Here is an 18,395-nt window from a genome sequence, read left to right on the forward strand (position 1 = left end):
GGCGGTTTCGCGCGAAACCGTCATCGGCACGCGGGGCGAACGACGGTTTCGCGCGAAACCGCCACCTACGCCCCAACCGCACGACGCGGTGCCGGGCTCGCCGGCACCGCGCGGGTTCTGGCGTCAGCCGTTGGCCAGCGCCTGGAGGCGGTCGTAAGCGCCGTTGAACGTGTTCTTGTCCAGTGGCGACGACGTGTACTGCCAGATCGTCCAGATGCCCCAGTTGTAGGGGAGCTGGCCGACGGTGCTCGCGTAGCGGGCGACCCACAGCGGGTTCGTCGAGCTGAAGTCGCCGTCCACGCACTGGTTCCACCAGCTCGTGCTGGTGTAGATGACGGGCCAGCGCCCGGTCCGGGAGTGGTAGGTGTCGCTGAAGTCCTTGATCCAGGCCGTCATCCCGCTCTTGGTCTTGCCGTAGCAGGTGGAGCCGTACGGGTTGTACTCCATGTCCAGCGCGCCCGGCAGCGTCTTGCCGTCCTTGGACCAGCCGCCGCCGTTGTCCACGAAGTAGTTGGCCTGCGCGGCGCCGCTGGAGCGGTCCGGCAGCGCGAAGTGGTACGAGCCGCGGATCATGCCCACGTTGTAGGAGCCGTTGTACTGCTGGGCGAAGTACGGGTTCTTGTAGCCGGTGCCCTCGGTCGCCTTCACGTAGGCGAACCGCATGCCCTGGCCCCACCAGGAGTTCCAGTCCACGTTGCCCTGGTGGCCGCTGACGTCCATGCCGGCCACCGTGGCCAGCGGATCGACGACGGGGGTGAGCAGCGGATCATCGCCGCCGCCCTCGTGCTTGCGGATCTGCGAGCCCATCGGGGTGTCGGTCTCGGTTCCGCTCGGTGGTTCGCCGGTCACCTGCGTGCTCATCGCGCTTTCCCTTCCCGGAAGGGGTGTGCTGGCTTGCGCTGGCGAGCACAGGAGCAGAACGCCTGCGCAGGCAACCGATACTAAGGAGACCAGTGGTAATCGGCGACCACGTCCACTCGGAAGGTTCATCGATACCTCTCGGGGGTGTAGTTGCGGTGCGTCGTCGGGGGACCACGCGTCCTGCCCCGAAAGTGTGGCGAATGGTTTTCCAAAGATGTAGATCCTGTGTTAGTTTTTAACCAGAATGGCTCAATCCGGACACCGCAAGTGAACCGAGTGGTCTCCAGGGTGGAGTTCCGGGCCGCGCACAACCTCTCGGCGGGGCTGTGCGTCGAAAACATCAGATCTATCACGGCAGCCACGCTCTGGCGATCGACTGGTTGCGGACGGTAGTCGCCCGCCGGGTGAGGCCCCCTGTATGGCCTGCTCGAATGAGGTGAGCGCCTACCCCGGGTGCCGTACCTGATGTTCGACCGCTGGACCGGTCCGGTCGTATGCTCCGAACGAACGGCCCAGGCGAGTAGGACGAGTGGAGGGCGCCCCAGGCATGACTGGCTGGACAGCGCCGGTGCCCAGCGCTCACGAGGTGGTCGCCGAGGTGAACCGAGCCGATCGACGACGCTTTGCCGCCTTTTGGGCGCAGGCCATGATGGGCACCAGTTACGTACCGATGACCAGCGCGGAGGTGGAAGGCCGCTTGTACGGCTACACCGACCGGCTGGTCGACGCGCTGCTCGGCGAGCCGTTCGACCCGTCCCCCGCGCGGTCGGTCGGCGTCGACCTGGTCGCCGTGCACTTCACCAGCGCGGAGTCGTTAGGCCGCACGATCGATCTCATCGGCGACGAGATCCTCGACGTCCTGCACCTGGACGACGGTCCGATCTGGCGCGAACGCGTCGCCGCTCTGCAGGGCGCGCTGTGCGCCGGCTTCGTGCAGGCCGCGCGCAAGCGGACGCTGGACGAGCAGGAGGCCATCCGGCAGGCCGTGCTGGACGCGCGCGATGCCGTCGAACAGGCCCTGCGCACCAGCGAAGCCAGGTTCCGCGCGATCTTCGCCGAGGCCGCGATCGGCATCGGGATCGGCGACATGACCGGCCGGATCCTCGAGGTGAACGACTCGCTGGTGCGGATCATGGGCCGGCCCGGCGAGGAACTCCGCCGGATGTTGGTGCAGGACATGATGCACCCGGACGATCCCGACAGCACCTGGCGGCTGTACGAGGAACTGGTCCGCGGCGAACGCGACCAGTTCCGGGTGGAGAAGCGGTTCGTCCGCCCCGACGGCGGCACCGTGTGGACCGAGCTGATCGTCTCCCTGGTCCGCGGCGAGGATGGCCTCCCGCTGTACCAGGTCGCGCTGATCGAGGACGTCACCGACCGTCGGATGCTGCAGGAACGCCTGCGTCACCAGGCGATGCACGATCCGCTGACCGGGCTGCCCAACCGGGCGTTGTTCCTGGAGCGGCTCACCACGATCCTCGAGCAGCACGAACCCGGCGAACGGGTGGCGCTGTGCTACATGGACCTCGACGGGTTCAAGGTCATCAACGACAGCCTCGGCCACCACGTCGGCGACGACCTGCTGCGGGCGGTCGCCGACCGGCTCGCCACCGCGGTGCACGGCGCCGACCGGCTCGTCGCGCGGATGGGCGGCGACGAGTTCGTCATCGTGATCCAGAACTCGTTCGGCACCGACCAGGCCGTCGAGGTCGCCGACACCGTGCTCGACGCGCTGGTCCGGCCGATCCGCATCGGCGGCCACGAGCTGTCCGTGTCGGCCAGCATCGGCATCGTCGAGCGGCCGGTGTCCGGGCAGACCGCGGCCGAGCTGATGCGCGATGCCGACGTGACGCTGTACTGGGCGAAGTCCGAGGGCAAGGGCCGATGGGCGCTGTTCGACCCGGACCGCAACGCCACCGAGGTCGCGCAGTTCCACCTGTCGGCGAAGATGCCCGCCGCGCTGGAGCGCGACGAGTTCTACGTGGACTACCAGCCGCTGATCGGGCTGCGGGACTTCAACGTCGTCGGCGTCGAGGCGCTGGTCCGCTGGGCTCACCCGGAGCTGGGCCGGCTGGGACCGGACCGGTTCATCGGGCTGGCCGAGGAGACCGGGCTGATCGTGCCGCTCGGGCGCTGGGTGCTGCGGCAGGCCTGCCGACAGGCGAAGCAGTGGCAGGACGAATTCGGGGCGGCGGCGCCGTTCGTCAGCGTCAACCTGGCGGTCCGGCAGTCGCGGGACCCGAACCTGGTGTCCGACGTGGCGGAGATCCTGGCCGAGACCGGGCTGGCACCGTCGCGGCTGCAGCTGGAGCTCACCGAGAGCGCGATCATGGGCACCGCCGACGAGCCGCTGGACGCGCTGCGCGCGCTGTCCCGGATGGGCGTGCGGATCGCCATCGACGACTTCGGCACGGGGTACTCGAACCTGGCCTACCTGCGGCACCTCCCGGTGCACGAGCTGAAGATCGCGGGCTCGTTCATGGAGGGCCTGCGGGACGCGGAGCGGGCCGACCCGGTCGATGCGCGCATCGTCGGAACGCTGGTGGACCTGGCGCACGCGCTCGGGCTGACGGTCACGGCCGAAGGTGTGGAGACCCAGGCCCAAGCCCGCCGGATGGCGGACATCGGCTGCGAAACGGGCCAGGGCTACCTCTTCGCCCGCCCGGGATCCCCAGCGGAGATAACGACGTTCATCACCGACCACCTCGGCTGACACCCCACCCGGCCCCGCCACCCCCGGGTTCTGCCGCAATTTCAATGGAAATCGAAGGTCCGATTTCCATTGAAATTGGGGAAGTTGTCCACAACCACCGGCGTGTCGTGCTGCGACACGCCGACGGTCCCCAGTGTGCAGTTTCAATTGAAACTGCACGAGGTGCGGGGCTCAGGTGGTCGTGGCGGGGCCGTTGCGGCGGCTCTTGCGGTCCCGGGTGATGCCGCCGAAGAGGATCGCCGCCGAGTTCACCAGCGCCAGGTGGCTGAACGCCTGCGGGAAGTTGCCGGTGAATCGGCCGTTCGCGCCGTCGTACTCCTCCGCGTACAGGCCCAAGTCGTTGGTCAGGCCCACCAACTCGGCGAACATCCGCTCGGCCTCCGCGCGCCGCCCGCAGTAGGCCAGCGCGTCGACCAGCCAGAACGAGCAGGCCAGGAACGCGCCCTCCCGCCCGGTCAACCCGTCGACCTCGCTGCGCCGGTCACCGGTGCTGTACCGGTCGACCAGCACCCCGTCGTGCTGCAGCTCGCGCTGCACCGCCTCGACGGTGCGCACCACCCGCTCGTCGTCGCCGGGCAGGAACCCGACCGACGGCATCAGCAGCGTGGCCGCGTCCAGCGCCGTCCCGCCGTAGTACTGGGTGAACGCGCCGACCTCCGGGTTCCAGCCCCGATCCAGGACCTCCGCGCGCACCGTGTCGCGGATCGTCCGCCACCGCTGCACCGGCCCCGGCAGCCCGTCCTCCTCCACGGCGCGGACGGCCCGGTCGAATGCCACCCAGACCATCACCCGCGAATGCGTGAAGTGCCGCTCCGGGCCGCGCACCTCCCACAGCCCGCGATCCGGCTGCTGCCAGATCTTCTCCAGGTGCCGCAGCATGCCGCGCTGCAACGCCCAGGTCTCCTCGCTCTCCGGCAGCCCGCGCTCGCGGGCCAGGTGCAGCATGTCCAGCACCTCGCCGTAGACGTCGAGCTGGGTCTGCCGGAAGGCGGCGTTGCCGATCCGCACCGGCCCGGTGCCGCGGTAGCCGGGCAGCCAGTCGGCCTCCCACTCCACCATGTGCCGCTCGCCGTTGACGCCGTACATGATCTGCAGGTCCGCGGGATCGCCGGCGACCGCGCGCACCAGCCAGTCGCGCCACGCCGCGGCCTCCTCGGAGCAGCCGAAGTTCTCCAGCGCCAGCAGGACGAGGGTGGCGTCGCGCAGCCAGCAGTAGCGGTAGTCCCAGTTCCGGTTGCCCGGCAGGGCTTCCGGCAGCGAGCTGGTCGGCGCGGCGATGACGCCGCCGGTCGGCGCGTAGGTCAGCGCCTTGAGGGTGGCCAGCGACCGGTACACGGCGGCCGAGTGCGGCCCGTCGTAGCTGATCTTCCCGGTCCACTCCCGCCAGAAGTCCTCGCTGTCCTGGATTTCCTGCTCCGGATCCATCGGCGCGGGCAGGTCCCGCGCGTCCGGCGACCACTGCATCACCCAGGACAGCCGCTGCCCGGCGCGCACCGTGAGCACCAGCTCGTGCGCCCGCTCGTGATGCGCGCGCTGCGGCAGGACGTCGCCGCGCAGCACCGCGGTGTGCGGGCCGGCGACGGCGAGGATGTATTCGTCCAGCACCGGCTCGGTTTCGCGCACCCGGCGCACCCAGGGCACCGCGTCGCCGTAGGCGAAGCGGACCACCCAGCGGAGCTTGACGTCCACCTCGCCGTCGATGCCTTCGACGATCCGCACCAGGCAGGGCTGGTCGTGCTGGTTCTTCTCGTGCGGCGGCATGCTGTCGATCAACCGGATCGCCCCGCCGTCGGTGCGGAATTCCGTCTCCAGCACCAGGGAGTTGTCCCGGTACCGGCGACGAACCTCGTGCACCGGCGCGGTCGGGGCGATCTGCCAGTGGCCGTCCCGCCCGTCGCCGAGCAGGCGCGCGAAGCACGACGGCGCGTCGAAGCGGGGCAGGCAGAGCCAGTCGATCGAACCGTCCTTGCCGACCAGCGCGGCCGTGCGGAGGTCGGACAGCAGGGCGTAGTCCTCGATGCGTCCTGGTCCTTGATCGCCCGTCACACTGCCGAGGCTAGGCACCTCGCCCGGCTCCGGCCACCGCTCTCAGCCGCGCTTCTCGGCGGCCTCGGTCAGGACGCGGTTCGGGATCACGGCCTGGATCGCGTCGTGCATGTTCAGGCCCAGGTCGAGACCGCCGAGCAGGTCCGGCAGCGCGGACCCGGGGACCCGGCGGAATCCGGGCCAGTCCGCGGGAACCCGGGCGGCCGAGGTGCAGGCCGGCACCAGCTGGCTGCCGTCGGACAGCTCCGCGGTGTAGAGCATCGGGTCGTCCGCGCTCGGCGCGTAGAGCAGCACCTCGCCGTCGAGCACCGCCGCGGGCAGCTCGGACTCCGGCAGCTGGCCGGCGGCGATCCGCACCAGCACGTGTTCCAGCTCGTTAGCCGGTTCCAGCTGGTTCGTCGTCATCTCGGACGGCTGGTACTTGTCGTTGAACTGGAAGTCCTCGTCGATCTCGCCGTCGGCGTCGATGCGGTAGGCGCCCACGATGCCCTCCGGCGGCACCTCCTCGCCTTCGGCGGCGTAGCCGGGATCGGCGATGTACAGCCAGCTGTTGGGGTTCTGCTTGGCGTGCTCCCGCATTTCGGCGCTGATCGGCGGGGCGGAACGGTCGGCGGGCTGGGACATCGGGAGCTCCGTAGGTCTGTTCGGGTCCCGGCGGGAGTGCCGGGGCTCGCCTCCGAGGGTGCCAGCCCCGGCTCAGTACTCGGTGGACGGTCGGAGATGCAGCCGTTCCGAGGTGCCGCCGCGACCGTTCCGGGCGCAGACTGACCTGGGAGGGCGAGGGGGAGGAGGCGGCGATGATCGGCCAGCGGGAAGCGTTGCGGATGTTCGGGTGCGAGGTCTTCGATCCGGAGGGCCAGCGGATCGGCATCGTCGGCCAGTTGTTCATCGACGACGACACCGAGCAGCCCGCTTGGATAACCGTCCAAACTGGACTTTTCGGGACGAACGAGAGCTTCGCGCCGCTGGAGGGCGCGGCCTTCGACGGCGACACGCTCACCATCGCGGTCGACAAGGACGCGGTCCGGCGCGCGCCCCGGGTCAGCCTGCTGCAGGGCGATCTCCCGCTGGAGCAGGAGCGCGCGCTGTACCTCTACTACGGCATGACCTACGGCGTCGCCCCCGACGGCGCCGAGTCGATCGACGAGGTCTCCGAGGTCGAACCCGAGTACGTCGAGGCCGTTCGCCTCCGCCTGCGACGCTGGGTAGCCGCTACGTAAAACGCACAAATCAGGCTTGGGAGAACAAATCGCCGCACCCGCCGGAAATCCCGGCGGGTGCGGTTTTACCTGCTCATTCCCGGTAGTCCTCCCAGAGCTGGGAATTCGTTCACCCCACCGCCCGATTGTGTGGCGACAAATCGCCAACATCACCCGGACGAGTGTTTTCCCTGGTTACGTTCCGCCGTGAACCGCCTTTCGCTCGGCCCCACCCGAGCGAATGAACGTAGGAGGGGACACATGAGGAAGCTGCTTTACGGCACCGGGGCAGGGGTTGCCGCGGCGGCGCTCGTGTTCGCCGGTGCACCGGCAGGCGCGCAGCCGCAGATCGAGTTGGCGCCTCTGGCGCTGCACCCGCAGGCACAGGTGCAGGGCGCGGAGTCGGACGTCTACATCGTCAACCTCAAGGACGGCATCGCCGCGCAGGGCGTCGCCGAAGAGCTCGGCGTTCAGCCGCGCGTCGTCTACAACACCGCGATCAACGGGTTCTCGGCGAAGCTGAGCCCCGAGGCGCTCGAGGCCGTCCGCGCCAGCGGCAAGGTCGAGAACATCTCGCAGAGCTACCGCATCCAGGTCGAGCCGTCGAAGAAGGAAGCCGTCGGCTCGTGGGGCCTGGACCGGATCGACCAGCCGGACCTCCCGCTGGACGACAGCTACGCCCCCAAGGGCACCGGTGAGGGCGTCACCGCCTACATCATCGACACCGGCATCGACCCGTCGCACCCCGACTTCGGCGGGCGCGCCGAGATCGGCTTCGACGCCACCGGTGGCGACGGCTCCGACAAGCACGGCCACGGCACCCACGTCGCCGGCACCATCGGCAGCGACACCTACGGCGTCGCCAAGGGCGCCAAGCTCGTCGGTGTCCGGGTGCTCGACGACCAGGGCAGCGGCACCACCGAGCAGGTCGTGTCCGGCATCGACTGGGTCGCGCAGAACCACTCCGGCCCGTCGGTGGCGAACATGTCGCTGGGCGGCCCGAAGGACCCGGCGCTGGACGAGGCCGCGACCAACCTGGTCAACAGCGGTGTGTTCCTCGCGGTGGCGGCCGGTAATGAAAGTCAGGACGCCGAGAACGTGTCCCCGGCCAGCGCGGAGGGCGTGTTCACCACCGCGGCCTCGGACAACGCCGACGGCTCCGCCTCGTTCACCAACTTCGGCGCCAGTGTCGAGGGCTACGCCCCCGGCGTGGACATCGTGTCGACCGTGCCCGGCGGTGGCACCGAGACGATGAGCGGCACCTCGATGGCCAGCCCGCACGTGGCCGGCGTCGGCGCGCTGTTCCTGCAGGCCAACCCGGACGCGAAGCCCGCGGACGTCATCGCCGGGCTGCAGGGTCAGGCCTCGAAGGGCGTGATCCAGAGCGCCCCGGACGGCACCATCGCCGACCTGCTGCAGATCGGCGACCTCTGATCCGGTAGCAGTGCGACACGCGGGCCCTTCCTGGATCGCCAGGAAGGGCCCGTCCGCGCTTGACGTCGAGCCGCACGGGGGCTTTCCAGCCGAGTGGCCGCCTGGCGTCGATTGCTCCATACGGGGGATCTTGGGATGCGGCCAAAAGGGGTCAATCAAAGGTCGATCCGCTGCATCCGGCGAAAGTCGGTTCCTGCGGTCGTTCCCGGTGGATACGTTGCCAACACGGGGGTGTTTCAGTGTCCGTCGCGGTGCCGATGCCTAATCGGTGCTGCTGGGGGCACATCGAGGAGGGGTGTGCCGTGTTACCCGGATACACCGAGGAGCTGACGCAGTCGCCGACTGCGGTTGACGAGCCGGCAAGGGACACCGCCACGACCGAGCCGCTGACCGAGCGGGCCGTGCGGGCGCAGGTCGCGTCGGTGACGCGCGCCGCCCGGGCCCAGTCGGGCAACGGCGGCGTGCTGCAGGTCGTGCACGGGGCCAAGCGGGTCGGCTGGGCCGCGTACGAGCTGCAGCGCAACGCGACGCAGCTGGTCCAGGGCGTGGCGAAGCCGCCGTACGTGACGACGGGTCCACTGGACTCGCTGGAATCGCGCAAGCTCGCCGAGGGCGTCCAGTACCAAGTGCTCTACGACCGGTCCGCGCTGGCGCGCCCGCCGCAGCTGGACATCACCACCAAGCTGGTCGCGATGGGCGAGCAGGCGCGGGTGATCCACGTGGCGCCGACCAAGCTGATCATGGTGGACAACGAGATCGCGCTGCTGCCGCTGACGGTGAGCGAGACCTCGGTGGAGAGCGCCGTGGTGGTGCGCAGCTCGGCGATGCTGGCGGCGATCGCCAGGATCTTCGAAGACCTGTGGCGCTTCGCGGCGCCGTTCACCGCGGACCAGGACCTGTCGGGGCACGAGCTCCAGCCGACGGAGGAGGAGCGGTGGATCCTGTCGCTGCTCGCCTCCGGCGCCACGGACGACACGATCGGCAGGCTGATGGGCTTCAGCGCGCGCACGGCGCATCGCCGGGTGCGGGAGCTGATCTCGAGGCTGGGCGTGGAAACCCGCTTCCAGGCGGGCATGCAGGCGGTCAAACTCGGCTGGCTCTGAGCCCCTGGTGATCCGCAGTTTCAATTGAAACTGCGGATCATCGGCGTGTCGCACCCCGACACGCCGACGCCTGTGGACAACTTCCGCAATTTCAATGGAAATCGGACCTTCGATTTCCATTGAAATTGCGTGTCTCCGGTCCCCGAGGAGGCCCGTGCCTGGAGCCTGGAGCCCAGGTCCGGGCCCGGGCCCGGGTCCGGACCCGGGAGGCCGGAGTCCGGGGTCGGGTGCCTGGAGGCCAGGGTCGAGTCGGGTGCCTGATGCCTGATGCCTGATGCCTGATGCCTGGTGTCGGGGCCCGGAGCCCGGGTCCGGAGTCTGGAGCCCGGAGTCCAGGTCCGGAGTCGGGGCCCGGGGTCCGGAGTCGGGGGCCCGGGGCCGGGAGTCGGGGGTTTGGGGGTCGGGTGGGTTCGTAGGCTTTGGGGCATGCCCAGTCGCCGTGCCGTTGATCCCGGGGAGATGCGCGATGCCGTGCTGGCCGTTCGGTCTTGGCTGGACGGCGAGGCGGCGCAGCCGGCGCGCGCCGAGCTCGCCGCCGCCGTGCGGTTGAGCCTGCGGACGTTGGAGCAGGTCGCGCCCGGCAACAGCGTCGAGGTCCGGGTGCCGCCGTTCGCGGCCGTGCAGTGCGTCACCGGCCCGCGGCACACCCGTGGCACGCCGCCCAACGTCGTCGAGACCGACCCGCGCACCTGGCTGCTGCTGGCGACCGGGCGGCTCGACTGGGCCGCCGCCCTGGAGCGCGGGGCGCTCACCGCCTCCGGCTCCCGCTCCGACGTTTCGCAGTGGCTTCCGCTGGTCCGGATCGACGAGCCGTGACCGGACCTGCACGTCGCGTCGACTGCCGGTCCGAGGATGAGATGGCGGACACGCATCGGGGCGGAGTTGGGCCGGTTGCCACCTGTTTACACTGAGGTGTAACTCCGGCTTCGTCCTTCAGGGAGTTCTCGGTGGTCACCGACCGGCCCGAACCGGCAAACGCAAGTACCCCAACGGACCTCTCCAGCCTCGAACGCGACATCCCCCGCGAGGAATGCGGCGTCTTCGGCGTCTGGGCACCCGGCGAAGAAGTCGCCAAGCTCAGCTTCTACGGGATCTTCGCCCTCCAGCACCGCGGGCAGGAGGCCGCCGGCATCGCCGTCGGCGACGGCTCGCAGGTGCTCGTCTACAAGGATCTCGGTCTGGTCAGCCAGGTCTTCACCGAACAGACCCTGGCGTCGCTGCGCGGCCACGTCGCCGTCGGGCACGCCCGGTACTCGACGACCGGCGGCGGCAGCTGGGAGAACGCCCAGCCGACCTTCCGCACCACGGCCACCGGCAACGGCCTGGCCCTGGGTCACAACGGGAACCTGGTCAACACCGCCGAGCTGCTGGAACGGGTCGTCGCCGAGGGCGTCGACACCACGGCCAACACGTCCTCGCCGGCCAACGGCTGCGAGCGGGCCACCAGCGACTCCGACCTGGTGACCGGCCTGCTGGCCGCGCTCGCCGTGGACAAGGGTCTCGAACAGGCCGCGATGGAGCTGTTCCCGACGGTCCGCGGCGCGTTCTCGATGGTGTTCTGCGACGAGCAGACGCTCTACGCGGTGCGCGACCCGCAGGGCGTCCGCCCGCTGGTGCTCGGTCGGCTGGAACGCGGCTGGGTGGTGGCCAGCGAGACGGCCGCGCTGGACATCGTCGGCGCGTCGTTCGTCCGCGAGGTCGAGCCCGGCGAGCTGCTCGCCATCGACGGGGACGGGCTGCGCTCCCAGCACTTCGCCAGCCCGAAGCCGAAGGGCTGCATCTTCGAGTACGTCTACCTGGCCCGCCCCGACACCACGATCTCCGGCCGCTCGGTGCACGGCACCCGCGTCGAGATCGGCCGCCGGCTGGCCAAGGAGCACCCGGTCGACGCCGACCTCGTGATCCCGGTGCCCGAGTCCGGCACGCCCGCCGCGATCGGCTACGCGCAGGCCTCCGGCATCCCCTACGGCAACGGCCTGGTGAAGAACTCCTACGTCGGCCGGACCTTCATCCAGCCGTCGCAGACCATCCGCCAGCTCGGCATCCGGCTCAAGCTGAACCCGCTGCGCGAGGTGATCCGCGGCAAGCGGCTGGTCGTGGTGGACGACTCGATCGTCCGCGGCAACACCCAGCGCGCCCTGGTCCGGATGCTCCGCGAGGCCGGCGCGATCGAGGTGCACGTCCGGATCGCTTCGCCGCCGGTGAAGTGGCCGTGCTTCTACGGCATCGACTTCGCCTCCCGCGCCGAACTGGTCGCCAACGGCCTGGACATGGACGGGGTGCGCCGCTCCATCGGCGCGGACAGCCTCGGCCACGTCTCGCTGGACGGGCTCGTCGCCGCCACCGAGCAGCCCCGCACCCGGCTGTGCGCGGCCTGCTTCGACGGCGACTACCCGATCCCGCTGCCGGAGGACGCCCGGATCGGCAAGTACCTGCTGGAGGGCCTCAACCAGGCCGAACGCGGTGTCGCAGGGCCGGCCGAACCGGTGCTGCCGAGCAGCTACGGCGCGGCCGACGCGCTGCAGCGGCCCTGAGAATCGCACCGTTCCCGCACCCGGGTTCGCCATCGGCGCGTAGCGTTGTCCGTGCTACACATGCGCGTCCGGCGAACCGAAACTCGCACCAAGATGTGGAGCCAGTCGTGTCCGAAGACCTGCTCGCAGGGTCTGCCCAGACCGGTAGTCCGAAAGCCACCTACGCCGCCGCGGGCGTGAGCATCGAGGCCGGTGACGAAGCGGTCGAGAAGATGCGCCCGTGGGCGAAGCGCGCGACGCGGCCGGAGGTGATCGGCTCGCTCGGCGGCTTCGCCGGGCTGTTCCAGCTCAAGCTCGACCGCTGGAAGGAGCCGGTGCTGGCCTCCTCCACGGACGGCGTGGGCACCAAGCTGGCCGTCGCGCAGGCCATGGACGTGCACGACACGGTCGGCATCGACCTGGTCGCGATGGTGGTGGACGACTTGGTGGTGTGCGGCGCCGAGCCGCTGTTCCTGCAGGACTACATCGCGGTCGGCAAGGTCGTGCCGGACCGCATCGCCGATCTGGTCAAGGGCATCTCGGAGGGCTGCGTGCAGGCCGGCTGCGCGCTGCTGGGCGGGGAGACCGCCGAACACCCCGGCATGATGGCGCCCGGCGAGTACGACATCTCGGCCACCGGCGTCGGCGTGGTCGAGGCGGACGCGATGCTCGGCCCGGACAAGGTCCGCCCGGGCGACGTGGTGATCGCGATGGGCTCGTCGGGCCTGCACTCCAACGGCTTCTCGCTGGCCCGGCACGTGCTGCTGGACATCGCCAGGATGCCGCTGGAGGGCCACGTCGAGGAGTTCGGCCGGACCCTCGGCGAGGAGCTGCTGGAACCGACCCGGATCTACGCCAAGGACTGCATGGCGCTGGCGGCGGAGGCGGGCGTGCGGACGTTCGCGCACGTCACCGGCGGTGGGCTGGCGCAGAACCTGGCGCGGGTGATCCCGTCGGGGCTGACCGCGGTGCTGGACCGGGGCAGCTGGACGCCGGACCCGGTGTTCCGGCTGATCGCCCAGCGCGGCCGGGTCGAGGCCGACGAGATGGAACGCACCTTCAACATGGGCATCGGCATGGTCGCGGTGGTGACGGCCGAAGACGTGGACCGCGCCCTCGCGGTGCTCACGGCCCGCCACGTGCCGGCCTGGGTCCTCGGCGAGATCGCCAAGCAGCCCACCGTCGAAGGCGCGAACGAAGAAGATCGAGTGCTCCTCCGCGGCAACCACCCGCGCTTCTGAGAAAACCTGTTTCCAGGCTCGTTCCGCATAGCGGTGCTGGTGGCGGAACCTCAGGTGTCTTCTCGCTGTGGGATCCCCGACATCATGAATGCCAATTCACCACGTCGGGGCTGTCCTCGCGAGAAGACACCTGAGAACCCGCGGCGGTGCAAGCTGCGAGGGTGGGCCAAGCGGCTTCGCCGCTTCAAAGATCCAGCTGGCGCCGGGCGCGGTTCGGGTTGTGTCCCGGGCCGCGCCCGAAACATGTGATCGCGGCCGGGAATCCTGATGGGGTCTCGGTCGTTGAACCGATTGCCGGCGTGCGCGTGTGCCCCCGGGCTCCAACTATCGCCTGCTGGGAATACCGTTCGGCTGGAGCCCAGCAGCGCCACCCGCCGAGAGGCGGCCCGCGCGCGCCGGCTTCGTCTTGCCCGCCGGACTCCCGCGCGCGTTCGCCTTCTCGCTCAGGCCTTTTCGGACGGCAGCGCACAGACGTGAGTGGCGTCGCCGGTGAACCCGGCAACGCCACTCGCGGTGCTCCTCCTATGTGGGACTTGCGAACTCGTCAACCCCACCCGCTCCTTGACATCGGGTCAGACGAACGACTCCGACGTACCTCGCCATCGAGCGAACAGCGTTCATCCGCTGTCCCCGTGGAGAAGTGCTTCAACGTCGGTCGTAGTCGTAGTCGTCGTACCCATCGTCGCGCGAGTCATCGCGGTCCTCACGGGACCACTCGCCGGACTCCGAGACGGACAGCTCGCGCTGCAACGCCTCTATGTCCATGGACGGGGAACTGTACTTCAGCTCGCGGGCCACCTTCGTCTGCTTGGCCTTAGCCCGGCCGCGCCCCATGGCTCGACCCCCTCGCACAGGGTTGCGGGGCGGACAGGGGAATGTCGGCCCCGCATGATCTCGACAACTTTTCCTGTAACTACCGTACCGTGTCGAGGCGGTTCAACGCGACGTGGTGCCATGACTGAGTGCCCGTGTCTTGGGTGACGTCCAACTCTCCCCCTCCGAGGGCCCTTCCCGCACCTGTTTTCGCTGCCCGGAGAGCCAGCCGCAGGCGGTCCCGGGGCGCATGACACGATGCTCGCTGTGCCAGAGCCGTTCGTCGCCTACCTGAGGGTGTACGAGCCCCTGTCGGCCTTCGACTCGCCGCTGCGCGAGGAGCTCGAGGCGGCCGTCGCGCAGGGGCCGGTCGACCCGTTCGACGCCGGAGTGCGGGAGCAGGACGTCTGGCTGCGCAGCCAGCTCGCCTCGCCGCCCCGGCTGCTGCCCGGCGAGACCGCCGACGGCGCGGTCGCGGGCGTCGGCGACGTGCTGGTGCTCGATCCGGCGGACGTGCCGAGCGCGCCATCGGCCACGGTGGGGCCGGGCCCGCTGGTCTGCCCGCTGGACCTGCGCGGGCGGGCCGCCGCGGCGCTGGTCGGCTTCCTGGGCGATGCGGAGGTCCCGCTGCGGACCGCGGCGCTGCAGGTGCCCGCGGAGAAGGCCAAGGTGCGCGCCACCGCGGTGGTCAGCGAGCTCGCGGGCGGCGGGGTGCACGTGCTGTCGTCCACCTGGACCGTCCCGCTGCCGTGGTTCGTGCTGATCGATCCGGCGGAGCGTTGCGTGTTCACCGAGCCGGGCCGGCGCCGGGTGTGCTGGCGGGCGGCGATGGCCGACGCGCGGCGCCGGGTCGCCCGGGCGCACTCGATCGGCCGGAAGTCCATCGGCGAGGAAGGGCCGACGCGGATCCTGCGGGAGACCGGCCGCTGGCTGGAGCGCTTCCACCCGCATTCGGCGGTGGAGCTGGACTACGGCGGCCTGGTGCAGCTGATGACGTCCAGCGACCTGGACGCGGACACGTCGGCGGAGGACGTGCACGCGATCGTCGACGCGATGGAAGCCGACGATGCCGAAGACGTCGCGACCCACTACGAGTCCCTGCGGGACTTCTGGGCGGAATTCGCCGCTCGCGAACGCCACAACTGACGACGAACGCACCACGCGCCTCCCTCGCGGGTCCGTGAGTGTTTCGGGGCGCTACAGCACCCCAAAACACTCACGGCCAGCAGTCAGGGGCGGCAGGTGATCTCGCCGTTCAGGACGGCGAACCAGCCGTCTTCGGCGGCGATCCAGGTGTGCCAGGCCGCCGCCAGTTCCTCCAGCTCCTCGCGCGTCGTCAGGCCGTGGGTGAGGGCCTGTTCGGCGAAGGACGACCGGCGGATGCGGTCCGCCCACAGGTTGCCCCACCAGGAGCGCTCTTCGGGCGCTGCGAAGCACCACGCCGACGCCGTGCACGTGATGTCCTCGAAGCCCGCCTCCAGCGCCCAGGTCTTGAGATAACGGCCGCCGTCGGGGAATGCCTGGTTGCTCTGCGCCACCTGCCGGTACAGCTCCAGCCAGCGGTCCAGACCCGGATTGCCCGGCGACCAGCGCATGCCGCCGTAGTCCGCGTCGCGGGCCGCCACGACGCCGCCCGGCTTGCACACGCGCCGCATTTCCCGAAGCGCGGCAGGCGGATCGGTCAGGTGCTGCAGCACCTGGTGGGCGTGCACGACGTCGAAGGAGTCGTCGGCGTAGGGCAGGCGGTAGACGTCGGCGTTGGCGAAGGCGATGTTGTCCAGGCCGCGTTCGGCGGCTCCGGCCCGGGCGATCTCCAGCGGCTCGTCGACGTTGTCGATGCCCAGCACCTCGCCGGGGCCGACCAGGGCGGCGAAGTCCAGCGTGATGGTGCCCGGCCCGCAGCCGATGTCGAGCACGCGGGTGCCCGGCCGCAGGTGCGGGATCAGGTAGGCGGCGGAGTTCTCGGCGGTCCGCCAGCGGTGCGACCGCAGCACGCTCTCGTGGTGTCCGTGGGTGTAGGTGTCAGGCTGTGCACTCATGACATCCATCTCAAAATATGGGAGATCAGTACCAATATGTGAGCGTACTCCGAGGAAAGTCCAGTTGGGAAGAAAAAAACTCGTGAGCGTTCGATCCGGTGAGAACCGGATCGAACGCTCACGAGCTGCGTTCCGATCGTCTACTTAGGACGCCGTTCGGCGGTCAGGGCCGGTCGCGTTCCTCCGCGAGCCGGTCGTCCACGGATGCCGCGCCCTCGCGGTAGCGGCGGGCGATATCCGCGTTCAGCCGGTCCACCACGCCCTGCACCTCCCGGCGGCGCTGGGACACCGAGTCCTCCTCCGCGGTGTAGGCGCCGAGGGCCTGGTCGAGCTTGGCCTCCGACAACGACATCACGTCCGAGAGGTCGACATCGGAGATCAGCGCCTCTACGTGCCTGCGGTGCGCCTCGGCCCGCGACGGCTCGGTCGTCTGGTAGCGGCCGGAACCGGCCGCCGGCCCGACGGCGTTGTCCGACAGGATGTTCACCAGCTGCTCGACGACCGAGGCGGATCCGCCCTCGCGGCGCCGCCGCTGCTCGGCGCGCACGATGTCGATCCGCGCGTGCAGAACCCGGCGCAGGTAGGAGAGATCCGTTTCCTCCTGCGCCGCCTCGTCCCGCAACGCGCGCACCTCGCCGAGCGTGCGCTGTTCGATATCGCTGGTGTAGTCCGGGGCCAGGACCCTGTCGATTCGGCGCCGTCCACCCGGGCGGACTTCGATCACGTGGCCATCCTCCGGCAATTCTGTGCAGTTCGCCAACAGTTCGGGCGATGTTGTTGCAACAACGGTGCTCCCCCGGCGCGTTGGATCACGCGCGGGGTGGTGCCTCCAGGCATACCCGCCTCGTCAACTACCGGCCGCGCAGCCCCTGGGCCGCGATCCGCCCCGGCGGCTCGCCGGTGTCCGGCGGCACCGAGTCCGGATCCACCGCGGCCGCCACCGCGCGATCCTGCTCCGGATCGCCGGCGACCAGTTCACCGTCCACCGGCGCCGACCGCTTGAGCAGCGCCAGCGCCACCGGCCCGAGCTCGTGGTGCTGCACCACGCTGCCCACCCGGCCGACCTTGCGCTCGCCGAGCCACACCGGATCACCGGTCTCCGGCAGGATCTCCGCCGAACCGTCCAGGTGCAGCAGCACCATCCGCCGCGGCGGCTTGCCGACGTTGTGCACCTTGGCGACGGTTTCCTGACCGCGGTAGCAGCCCTTGGCCACGTGCGCCGCCACGTGCACCCAGCCGAGCTCGTGCGGGATCGCGCGCTCGTCGGTGTCCAGCCCGACCCGCGGCCGCAGCGCCTCCACCCGCAGGGCCTCGAAGGCGAGCGTGCCGGAGGGCCGGATGCCCGCGTCGGTCAGCTTCGTCCACCACTCCACCAGCGATGCGCGCGGCACCACGAGGTCGATGGTGGGCAGCGCGCGGAACGGCACGTACCGGCTGAAGCCACCGCCGGGCAGGGATTTCACCTCGTACGGCTTCGACGGCACCGGTGCGAACTGGGCGAGGATGCCGCCCGCGTCCGGGCCGACCGCGGTCAGCACCGCGAACTCCTCGGTGGCGTCCCGAGGCTCCACTTTGGACCAGAAGCGCATGGCGTCGAGGTACTCCAGCAGCGACTGCCTGCCGTCCACGCCCATCGTCGGTAACGCGCTGGTGGCCTGGGCCCCCGCATCGGCGTCCAGGTAGACGACCCCGTCGTGGTGCGCGACGAGCACGTGGCAGTCGACGCGGCCCTGGCTGTCCAGCACCAGCGCCTCGGTGCCCTGCCCGTCCGGCAGCTCCGTCAGGTGCTGCGAGAGCACCAGGTGCAGCCAGCTCAGCCGCTCTTCGCCGGGCACCGCGATGATCTGCCGGTGCGAGCGGTCCACCAGCACGGCGGAGCGGGTCGCCGACCGCTGCTCGGCGAACGGGTCGCCGAAGTGCCAGGGCACACCGGCGTCCACCGCATCGTCCGGCGCGGGCACCGCACCCGGCAGGTCCAACAGGGGTGAGCTCATCGGCGCTCCTCGGCGGCGTCGGCGTTGCGGCAGTTCCGGCAGGTGCCGGACAGGGCCAGGTGGGTGGCGTCCAGGGCGAACCCGAACCGCGCGAGCAGGTCGCGGCACAGGTCGTCCAGCAGCTCCGTCGAGACCTCGTCGATGGTCCCGCAGCGGTGGCACGCCAGGTGGACGTGCTCGTGCTCCTCGACGGAGTAGGTCGGCGCGCCGTGCCCCAGGTGCGTGTGCCGCACCAGGCCCAGCTCCTCCAGCAGGTCCAGGGCGCGGTAGATCGTCGTGATGTTGACCGTCGATGCGGTGCCCTGCACGCGCCGGCAGACCTGCTCCGGCGTCGCGTGCCCGAGCTCGCGCACCGCGTCCAGCACCAGCTGGCGCTGCGGTGTCATCCGCATGCCGCGTTGGTGCAAGGTGCTGCGCAGCGATCCCTGGTCGCTCAATG

The 18,395-nt window shown here is 70.2% G+C and carries 16 protein-coding genes; 8 read left to right on the plus strand and 8 right to left on the minus strand.

The window, feature by feature from the left end; translation table 11 throughout:
- Window positions 1–123 precede the first annotated feature (123 nt).
- Window positions 124–861 carry a lysozyme gene (locus ACWEV3_RS08190; RefSeq protein WP_452613208.1) on the minus strand — a complete coding sequence of 246 codons (738 nt, stop codon included), beginning with the start codon at window positions 859–861 and terminating at the stop codon, window positions 124–126.
- A 646-nt stretch (window positions 862–1,507) separates the two neighbouring features.
- Between ACWEV3_RS08190 and ACWEV3_RS08195 the strand changes: the two genes are divergently transcribed.
- Window positions 1,508–3,574 carry a putative bifunctional diguanylate cyclase/phosphodiesterase gene (locus ACWEV3_RS08195; RefSeq protein WP_452613209.1) on the plus strand — a complete coding sequence of 689 codons (2,067 nt, stop codon included), beginning with the start codon at window positions 1,508–1,510 and terminating at the stop codon, window positions 3,572–3,574.
- A 171-nt stretch (window positions 3,575–3,745) separates the two neighbouring features.
- On the opposite strand, the gene ACWEV3_RS08200 is transcribed toward ACWEV3_RS08195, so the two are convergent.
- Complete coding sequence (locus ACWEV3_RS08200) at window positions 3,746–5,620, minus strand: glycoside hydrolase family 15 protein (RefSeq protein WP_452613210.1); 1,875 nt, start codon at window positions 5,618–5,620, stop codon at window positions 3,746–3,748.
- 42 nt (window positions 5,621–5,662) lie between these two features.
- Entirely contained in the window at window positions 5,663–6,244 is a 582-nt protein-coding gene (locus tag ACWEV3_RS08205; protein WP_452613211.1) for a type VII secretion system-associated protein, read from the minus strand.
- A gap of 173 nt (window positions 6,245–6,417) precedes the next feature.
- Between ACWEV3_RS08205 and ACWEV3_RS08210 the strand changes: the two genes are divergently transcribed.
- The 6 genes from ACWEV3_RS08210 (at window position 6,418) to purM (ending at window position 13,110) form a co-directional block, all read left to right on the plus strand.
- Window positions 6,418–6,840: a PRC-barrel domain-containing protein gene (locus ACWEV3_RS08210; RefSeq protein WP_358580856.1), complete on the plus strand. Its 423-nt coding sequence runs from the start codon at window positions 6,418–6,420 to the stop codon at window positions 6,838–6,840.
- Between the two features lie 240 nt (window positions 6,841–7,080).
- Window positions 7,081–8,253 carry a S8 family peptidase gene (locus ACWEV3_RS08215; RefSeq protein WP_452613212.1) on the plus strand — a complete coding sequence of 391 codons (1,173 nt, stop codon included), beginning with the start codon at window positions 7,081–7,083 and terminating at the stop codon, window positions 8,251–8,253.
- A 302-nt stretch (window positions 8,254–8,555) separates the two neighbouring features.
- Window positions 8,556–9,356, plus strand: a complete 801-nt coding sequence (locus ACWEV3_RS08220; RefSeq protein WP_132482171.1) for a helix-turn-helix domain-containing protein — start codon at window positions 8,556–8,558, stop codon at window positions 9,354–9,356.
- 426 nt (window positions 9,357–9,782) lie between these two features.
- Window positions 9,783–10,172, plus strand: a complete 390-nt coding sequence (locus ACWEV3_RS08225; RefSeq protein WP_397527784.1) for a sterol carrier family protein — start codon at window positions 9,783–9,785, stop codon at window positions 10,170–10,172.
- A gap of 131 nt (window positions 10,173–10,303) precedes the next feature.
- On the plus strand, window positions 10,304–11,890 hold the full coding sequence (gene purF, locus ACWEV3_RS08230; protein ID WP_452613213.1) for an amidophosphoribosyltransferase: 1,587 nt from the start codon (window positions 10,304–10,306) through the stop codon (window positions 11,888–11,890).
- Between the two features lie 107 nt (window positions 11,891–11,997).
- Window positions 11,998–13,110: a phosphoribosylformylglycinamidine cyclo-ligase gene (gene purM, locus ACWEV3_RS08235; RefSeq protein ID WP_452613214.1), complete on the plus strand. Its 1,113-nt coding sequence runs from the start codon at window positions 11,998–12,000 to the stop codon at window positions 13,108–13,110.
- Window positions 13,111–13,755: 645 nt separating this feature from the next.
- On the opposite strand, the gene ACWEV3_RS08240 is transcribed toward purM, so the two are convergent.
- Window positions 13,756–13,944: a DUF3073 domain-containing protein gene (locus ACWEV3_RS08240; protein ID WP_093264158.1), complete on the minus strand. Its 189-nt coding sequence runs from the start codon at window positions 13,942–13,944 to the stop codon at window positions 13,756–13,758.
- A gap of 237 nt (window positions 13,945–14,181) precedes the next feature.
- Between ACWEV3_RS08240 and ACWEV3_RS08245 the strand changes: the two genes are divergently transcribed.
- Complete coding sequence (locus tag ACWEV3_RS08245; RefSeq protein WP_452613215.1) at window positions 14,182–15,069, plus strand: hypothetical protein; 888 nt, start codon at window positions 14,182–14,184, stop codon at window positions 15,067–15,069.
- 83 nt (window positions 15,070–15,152) lie between these two features.
- On the opposite strand, the gene ACWEV3_RS08250 is transcribed toward ACWEV3_RS08245, so the two are convergent.
- The 4 genes from ACWEV3_RS08250 to ACWEV3_RS08265 form a co-directional block, all read right to left on the minus strand.
- Window positions 15,153–15,962: a methyltransferase domain-containing protein gene (locus ACWEV3_RS08250; protein WP_452613216.1), complete on the minus strand. Its 810-nt coding sequence runs from the start codon at window positions 15,960–15,962 to the stop codon at window positions 15,153–15,155.
- Window positions 15,963–16,125: 163 nt separating this feature from the next.
- The gene (locus tag ACWEV3_RS08255; protein WP_452613217.1) at window positions 16,126–16,686 is read right to left on the minus strand and encodes an RsiG family protein; all 561 of its coding nucleotides are present in this window, start codon (window positions 16,684–16,686) and stop codon (window positions 16,126–16,128) included.
- 127 nt (window positions 16,687–16,813) lie between these two features.
- Window positions 16,814–17,956, minus strand: coding sequence for a CAF17-like 4Fe-4S cluster assembly/insertion protein YgfZ (ygfZ, locus tag ACWEV3_RS08260; RefSeq protein ID WP_452613218.1), 1,143 nt, complete (start codon window positions 17,954–17,956; stop codon window positions 16,814–16,816).
- Complete coding sequence (locus tag ACWEV3_RS08265; protein WP_132482183.1) at window positions 17,953–18,393, minus strand: Fur family transcriptional regulator; 441 nt, start codon at window positions 18,391–18,393, stop codon at window positions 17,953–17,955. The genes ygfZ and ACWEV3_RS08265 overlap by 4 nt, the downstream gene beginning before the upstream one ends.
- Window positions 18,394–18,395: the final 2 nt, after the last annotated feature.

This window comes from Saccharopolyspora sp. NPDC003752 (assembly GCF_053605825.1).